The 6,524-nt window shown below is 70.6% G+C and carries 4 protein-coding genes; 2 read left to right on the forward strand and 2 right to left on the reverse strand.

The features are described from left to right. Positions 1–415: 415 nt before the first annotated feature. Entirely contained in the window at positions 416–2,035 is a 1,620-nt protein-coding gene (gene rho / locus D7X12_RS37685) for a transcription termination factor Rho (protein ID WP_208719542.1), read from the forward strand. A 24-nt stretch (positions 2,036–2,059) separates the two neighbouring features. Continuing rightward, positions 2,060–2,380, forward strand: a complete 321-nt coding sequence (locus D7X12_RS37690) for a hypothetical protein (protein WP_120630016.1) — start codon at positions 2,060–2,062, stop codon at positions 2,378–2,380. A gap of 25 nt (positions 2,381–2,405) precedes the next feature. Here the strand turns inward: D7X12_RS37690 and D7X12_RS37695 are convergent, their stop codons facing one another. Continuing rightward, entirely contained in the window at positions 2,406–4,973 is a 2,568-nt protein-coding gene (locus tag D7X12_RS37695; protein WP_120630017.1) for an ATP-binding protein, read from the reverse strand. A gap of 139 nt (positions 4,974–5,112) precedes the next feature. Continuing rightward, positions 5,113–6,333, reverse strand: a complete 1,221-nt coding sequence (locus tag D7X12_RS37700; RefSeq protein ID WP_120630018.1) for an AI-2E family transporter — start codon at positions 6,331–6,333, stop codon at positions 5,113–5,115. Positions 6,334–6,524: the final 191 nt, after the last annotated feature.

The following is a 6,524-nucleotide window of genomic DNA, read 5'->3' on the forward strand; positions in this document are numbered from 1 at the left end:
GGGTTGGAGTCCCCGCCGCCCGCGGGGAAGGGGGCGCCCCGCGACGCGTGTTCCAGGAAGCGGAGGTGCGGCACGCACCCCGGTAGGCCCGAATTTCAGCTACATGGCGTATTCCCTGGTGGTGAAAGCCCCTCCCTCCAGTGCAACCCCCTGAAAAAACGGGACGGTTCAAGGCACGGATGCCTTGACAGCTCTGGAGGGGGTCAATAGTTTCCGGGGCGGTTCCTGACGCAGGGGTTCCCCCGCGTCGTCTCTTCCCAACCACAGGCCCACGCGCCCTCCGGTCCCGTTCATGGACCCGGGTGGTGCTGCCCTCCTGGAAGGTGCTTCCGAGCGCCGCGCGGACGGAAAACGTCCCGCGTACAGCCTGCCCGAGCCTTCGGGCGCTTCCCCCCCATTCCGTCTGCTGACTGTCATGGCCAAAGCCCGTTCCCCCCGAGAGAAGGTAGTCGCGCCCCCGTTCGTCGCCGCGGAGGAGAAGCCCCGCCGCAAGCGCGCGGTGGCGAAGGAGGCGGAGAAGCCCGCGCCGCGCTCACGCCGTGCGCCGGCCCGCCGGGAGGAGGCCCCCGTCGAGGAGGCCCTGGAGGTGGTCGCCGAGGCGCCCCGCCCGGTGCTCACGCCCATCTCCCGCCCCGTGCGCGACGACGAGCTCCAGGAGTTCCGCGCGGATTCGGAGGAGACGCAGTCGGAGGACGCGGCTTCCGCGACGCCCGCCCCGCAGGAGTCCGCGGAGTCCCCCGCCATCACGGAGGTGGACCGCGACGGCGCGCCGATGCAGGTCATCAAGCTCAATGACCTGAAGCGGATGAAGATCATCGAGCTGGCGAAGATGGCCCAGGACGTGGGCGTCGAAGGCTACCAGGGCCTCAAGAAGCAGGACCTCATCTTCGCGCTGCTGGGTGGCATCGCGGACAAGCGCTTCGAGGTCCACGCCGAGGGCGTGCTGGAGCTGCTGAGCGACGGCTTCGGGTTCCTGCGCAGCTCCGACAGCGACTACCAGCCGTCCCCGGACGACATCTACGTGTCGCCGTCGCAGGTGCGCCGCTTCACGCTGCGGCCCGGCGACACCGTCACGGGCCCCATCCGCCAGCCCCGCGAGGGCGAGCGCTTCTTCGCGCTGCAGAAGGTGGACAAGGTCAACTTCGAGGACCCGATGTCGGACGCTGCGCGCGAGCGCATCCTGTTCGACAACCTCACGCCGCTGTATCCGACGCGCAAGCTCAAGCTGGAGCACGAGTCGTCGGAGATGACGACGCGCATCATCGACATGTTCTGCCCCATCGGCCTGGGCCAGCGCTGCCTCATCGTGGCACCCCCGAAGGCCGGCAAGACGGTGCTGCTGCAGAACATCGCGCACGCCATCAGCCGCAACCACCCGGACGTGTACCTCATCGTCCTCCTGGTGGATGAGCGTCCGGAGGAAGTCACCGACATGGAGCGCAGCGTGCGCGGCGAGGTGGTGTCCTCCACCTTCGACGAGCCCGCCACGCGTCACGTGCAGGTGGCGGAGATGGTCATCGACAAGGCCAAGCGCCTCGTCGAACAGAAGTACGACGTGTGCATCCTGCTGGACTCCATCACCCGTCTGGCGCGCGCCTACAACACGGTGGTGCCGGCGTCCGGGAAGATCCTCTCCGGCGGCGTGGACGCCAACGCGCTCCACAAGCCCAAGCGCTTCTTCGGCGCCGCGCGCAACATCGAGGAGGGCGGCAGCCTCACCATCATCGGCACGGCCCTCATCGACACCGGCAGCCGCATGGATGAAGTGATTTTCGAAGAGTTCAAGGGCACGGGTAACTCCGAAATCGTCCTGGATCGGAAGTTGATGGAGAAGCGCATCTTCCCAACGCTCGACATCAACAAATCCGGCACGCGCAAGGAGGAACTCCTCTTGTCGCAGTCGGACCTGGTGCGCATTACGGCGTTGCGCCAGGTGCTCCACCCCTTCACCCCCATCGACGCGATGGAGTTCGTTCTCAAGCACATGCGTCCGACGGCGGCGAACGCGGAGTTCCTGGGCTCGATGAACCGGTAGTCTGCCGGTCAAGGAGCTCCAAACATGCGTCGTCCCCGCTTCGTCCGTTCTCTCGCCCGCGCTATCGCGGGCGTCACGCTGGGCCTGTTGGCGGGGTGCGACATCGGGGTGGAGGACCTGCCCATCGAGGACGCGCCGCCCGTGCTGTCCAGCGCGGTCTGCTACGACGACTCGGACTGCGTGGCGAGCGCGTGCTGCGGTGAGGGCAACGCCGTCACGCACCGCTCGGTGGGCCCCAACTGCGCCGGCGTGCGGTGCGACGGGACCTGTCCCCCCGACAGCATCGACTGTGGCCGCTGCATCCCGGTGTGCCGCGAGGCTCGCTGCGCTGGCGCCTGCCAGTAGCGGCCGGGGCCCCTGCCCGCTGCCTTCAGCCTGAGAGGGCAGCGGCCGCGGGCGACGGGGCCTCCTTCACGGGCAGCGTCACGCGGAACGTGGTGCCGCCGCCCGGCGTGTCCTCCACGTCGATGCGGCCCTGGTGGGCCTCCACCACCTGCCGCGACACCCAGAGCCCCAGGCCCAGGCCGCCGTAGTGGTGCGTGGACACGGCGCGCTCGAAGCGCCCGAAGATGCGCTCCCGGTCCTCCGGCCGGATGCCGATGCCCCGGTCCGCCACGCACAGGCGCACCCACTCGCCGTCCTGCCGCAGCGTCACGTCCACCGGCCGGCCCCGGCCGAACTTCAGCGCGTTGGACACCAGGTTGTGCACCACCTGGGAGATGCGGGACGGATCAAAGGCGCCCGTCACCGGCCCGTGCACGGTGACGGTGAGCTGCGTGCCGTCGCGGCGGGCCTCCTCCTCCGCGAAGCGCGTCACCTCCACCAGCAGCTCCGCCAGGTCCACGTCGGTGCGCGCGAGCTTCAGCCGGCCGCTGGTGATCTGCGACACGTCCATCAGCACCTCCACGAGCGCCGCCAGCCTCCGGATGAAGGCGCGGGCCTGCTTCAGGCGCTCCAGCACCTTGGGCGGCGCGTCCTTGCCCAGGCCCCGCTCGACGAGGTCCAGGTGGAGCTGGAAGGCGGTCAGCGGCGTGCGCAGCTCATGCGCCGCCACGGAGAGGAAGTCGTCCCGGCCCCGCAGCGCTTCGGAGAGCCCCTCGGAGCGGGCCCGCTCGTCCGCCACCTCGCGCCGCATCCGCGCGAGCTTCAGGTTGGAGGCGATGCGCGCCAGCAGCTCCCCGGCGGAGAAGGGCTTCACCAGGTAGTCGTCCGCCCCGGAGGTGAGCCCCTCCACCGTGGCCTGCTCGCCGGCCTTCGCGGACAGCAGGAGGATGGGCAGCTCGCGCGTGCGCGGCGCCGCGCGCAGGGCCCGCAGCAGGCCCACGCCGTCCAGGCGCGGCATCATCACGTCCGACAGCACCAGGTCCGGCGGATTCTCCAGCGCGGCCTCCAGCGCCTTCTGGCCGTCCTTCACCGCCTCCACCTCGTAGTCGGTGGAGAGCACGCGCTGGATGTAGTCGCGCATGTCCCGGTTGTCGTCCGCGAGCAGGATGCGCGCGCGGGGCAGCGCCTCCCGGGCGGGCGTCTCCTGGGACGGCGCGGGGGCGCGGGAGGACTGCGTGAGCTCCTTCGGCGGGTTGGGGCTCCACTGCAGCGCTTCCTGCACGTAGGCCGTCGTGGCCTCGCGCGCCGCGGAGCGCGGGTGGGGCGTGGCGCGGATGCGCTCCGGCGGCAGGTGCGCATGGCCCAGGGGCAGGGTGACGGTGAAGGTCGTGCCCTGGCCCTCCTGGCTGTTCACCCCCACGGTGCCGCCGTGCAGCCGGGCGAACTCCTGCACCAGCGCGAGGCCGATGCCCGTGCCCTCGTGCGTGCGCGACGCCGTGCCCGGCACGCGGTGGAAGCGCTCGAAGAGGCGGGGCAGCTCCGGCGCGGGGATCCCCGAGCCGGTGTCCTCCACCTCCAGCGACACCCACCGGCCGTGCTCGCGCAGGCGCAGCGTGACGCCGCCCTGGAGCGTGAACTTGAACGCGTTGGAGACGAGGTTGAGGACGATCTGCTCCCAGAGGTCCGGCGCCACGTACACGGGCGCCGACACGCGTGGACAGTCCACCGTGAGCTTCAGGCCCGCGCGCTCCATGGCGGAGCGGAAGCTGCTCGCCGCGTCCGTCGTCAGCGCGGCCAGGTCCGCGGGCACGAAGCGCTCCTCCTTCGGGCCGGCCTCCAGGCGCGACAGGTCCAGCAGCGCGTTCACCAGCTTGAGCAGGCGGCGCGCGTTGCGGTGCACGCGCTCCAACTCCTTGCGGGCCTCGTCCGACAGCGCGCCCGCGCGCCCCGCGAGCAGGTCCTCCGTGGGCCCCAGCATCAGCGTCAGCGGCGTGCGGAACTCGTGGCTGACGTTGGCGAAGAACTCCGACTTGAGCCGGTCCAGTTCGCCCAGTTGCTCGTTCGCGGTGCGCAGCTGCTGGTTCGCCTCCTGGATCTGCTGGGCGCGCTGGAAGATCTCTCCCTCCATCTCGCCCGCGCGGACCTGGAGCTCCGCGTGCTGCTGGCTCTCTTCGGCGGCCTGTTGCTTCTGGTGGATGAAGGCCGTCACGTCCTCCACGCGGTGGATGACGTAGCGGAGCGTCCCGTCCCCGTCGAACACGGGCGAGTTGTGCGGGCTCCAGTAGCGCACGTCGAAGTCGCCACCGTCCGACGGGTCGGGCCGGGCGATGTCGTAGCGCTGCACCGCCATCGCGTCCGGGACGCCCGTCGCGAGCACGTGCATCAGGGACGCGCGCAGGTTGCTCACCCCGTTGGCCATCGGGTCACGGGGGTTGTCGGGGAAGGCGTCGAAGAGGTGGCGGCCGAGGATGGCCTCGCGCCGCGTCTGGGTGATCCGCAGGTACGCGTCCGTCGCCGCGACGATGATCAACCCCGGCGTCAGCACCAGGTACGCGTTCGGCGAGGCTTCGAACAGGGTTCGGAAGTCAGGGGCCTGTGGCGGGGTGGAGGTCATGACGCGCGGCCTCGGAAGACGAGGGGCGCGATGGATTAAGCACTCACTTTCCGGATGGCCAGGGGGAGGGGGGCGTTCCCCTCCTGTTTTTCACCGGTGGACGCTTGGGGGGCCCAAGCCCCACCCCAGGTCAGGGAATTCAGGCCGCCGGGGCGGCGTCCGTGGCGCTGACGGGCTGCGGGGCGGTGGCGGTGACGAGCGGGGGCGGCTGGGCCTTGAGGCGCGCGTAGTCGAAGCAGGCCACGGCGATGGAGGCCACCGGCACGGCGAACAGCGCGCCCCAGAGGCCGAAGAGCCGCTCGCCCGCGATGAGGGAGAAGGCCACCACCACCGGGTGGATGCGCGCGGCCTCGCCCATGATCTTCGGGTTGAGGAAGTACGCCTCCAGCGCGTGGATGCCGATGATCCACAGGAGGAGCGCGAAGCCCTTCTGCACGCCGTCCGCCAGCGCGATGACGATGATGGGCACCGAGCTGATGATGGTGCCGAAGATGGGGATGAGGCTGAAGAGCGTGGCGATGGTGGCCAGCAGGAAGGCGAACTTCACGCCGAACAGCAGCAGGCCCACCAGGGTGAGGGCGCCGTTGACGACGCAGATGGTGAACTGGCCGCGCACCACGCCGGACAGCGACCGGTCGATGCGCGCCACCAGCGTCTTCGCGTCGGGCAGGAACTCCGCGGGCACCAGCGTGCCGAAGTAGCGGCGGATGGCCTGCGCGTCGATGGAGAAGAACGCGGCGACCATCAGGATGAAGAACAGCATGAAGACGCCGGCCAGCACCTCGCCGACGATGCGGCGCGACACGTTGACGATGTCCGCCAGGTTCTCGCGCACCAGCGACGTGCCCCGGGCCACCGCGTCGGTGAGCATCTGCTCCAGGTCCAGCGCGAGGCTGAAGTTGCCGGAGGTGCCCGCCGCCGCGCCCTCCATGGCCCGGTCCGACAGGGCCACGGGGATGCCGTACACGTTGAGCCACGTCTCCGCGCGCTGCGCGAGCGTCTGCACGTGCTCCGGCGTGAGCGCGCTGGCGAAGCCCGCCATCTCGCGGCTGACGCGCACCACCTCGCGGTAGAGCTGCGGCACCAGCGCGACGAAGAACAGGTACACCGCGAGGAAGAAGCCCGCGTAGATGAGCAGGATGGCCACCCACCGGGGCACGGAGCGGCCGCCCAGGTTCCACCGCGTGATGCGCGCCACCAGCGGCTGCACCAGGTACGCGATGAGCGCGGCGCCCGCGAAGGGCATCACCACCGAGCGTAAGGCGAAGAGCACCACCGCGAGGGCCACCCACAGCCCCGCGAGGAGGAGAAGGCGCTTGCGGCGTTCGTCGGGGGCGGAGACATCCACGGGCGGCAACATGGGATGCCGGCTTAGGGCAGCAGGCTCCCTCCTGACAAGCTCCCGTCAGAAAGCTTCTGGCAGCACGCCTCCTACGCCCCCAAAACGTCCCGCGAACGCCTTGCGAGGGGACGTCCGGCCGGCCGGCTTGAGCCCCCGGGCGGCAGGCTCCGGGGCTCCGGAGCCTGGGCGCCTCAGGCCCGGGGCAGGGT

Source organism: Corallococcus sicarius (genome assembly GCF_003611735.1).
Classification (GTDB): domain Bacteria; phylum Myxococcota; class Myxococcia; order Myxococcales; family Myxococcaceae; genus Corallococcus; species Corallococcus sicarius.

What these genes read in the sequence shown, in the direction of transcription:
- rho (WP_208719542.1), top strand. Translation starts at nt 416, where the DNA reads ATGGCCAAAGCCCGTTCCCCCCGAGAGAAGGTAGTCGCGCCCCCGTTC.
- D7X12_RS37690 (WP_120630016.1), top strand. Translation starts at nt 2,060, where the DNA reads ATGCGTCGTCCCCGCTTCGTCCGTTCTCTCGCCCGCGCTATCGCGGGC.
- D7X12_RS37695 (WP_120630017.1), bottom strand. Translation starts at nt 4,973, where the DNA reads ATGACCTCCACCCCGCCACAGGCCCCTGACTTCCGAACCCTGTTCGAA.
- D7X12_RS37700 (WP_120630018.1), bottom strand. Translation starts at nt 6,333, where the DNA reads ATGTTGCCGCCCGTGGATGTCTCCGCCCCCGACGAACGCCGCAAGCGC.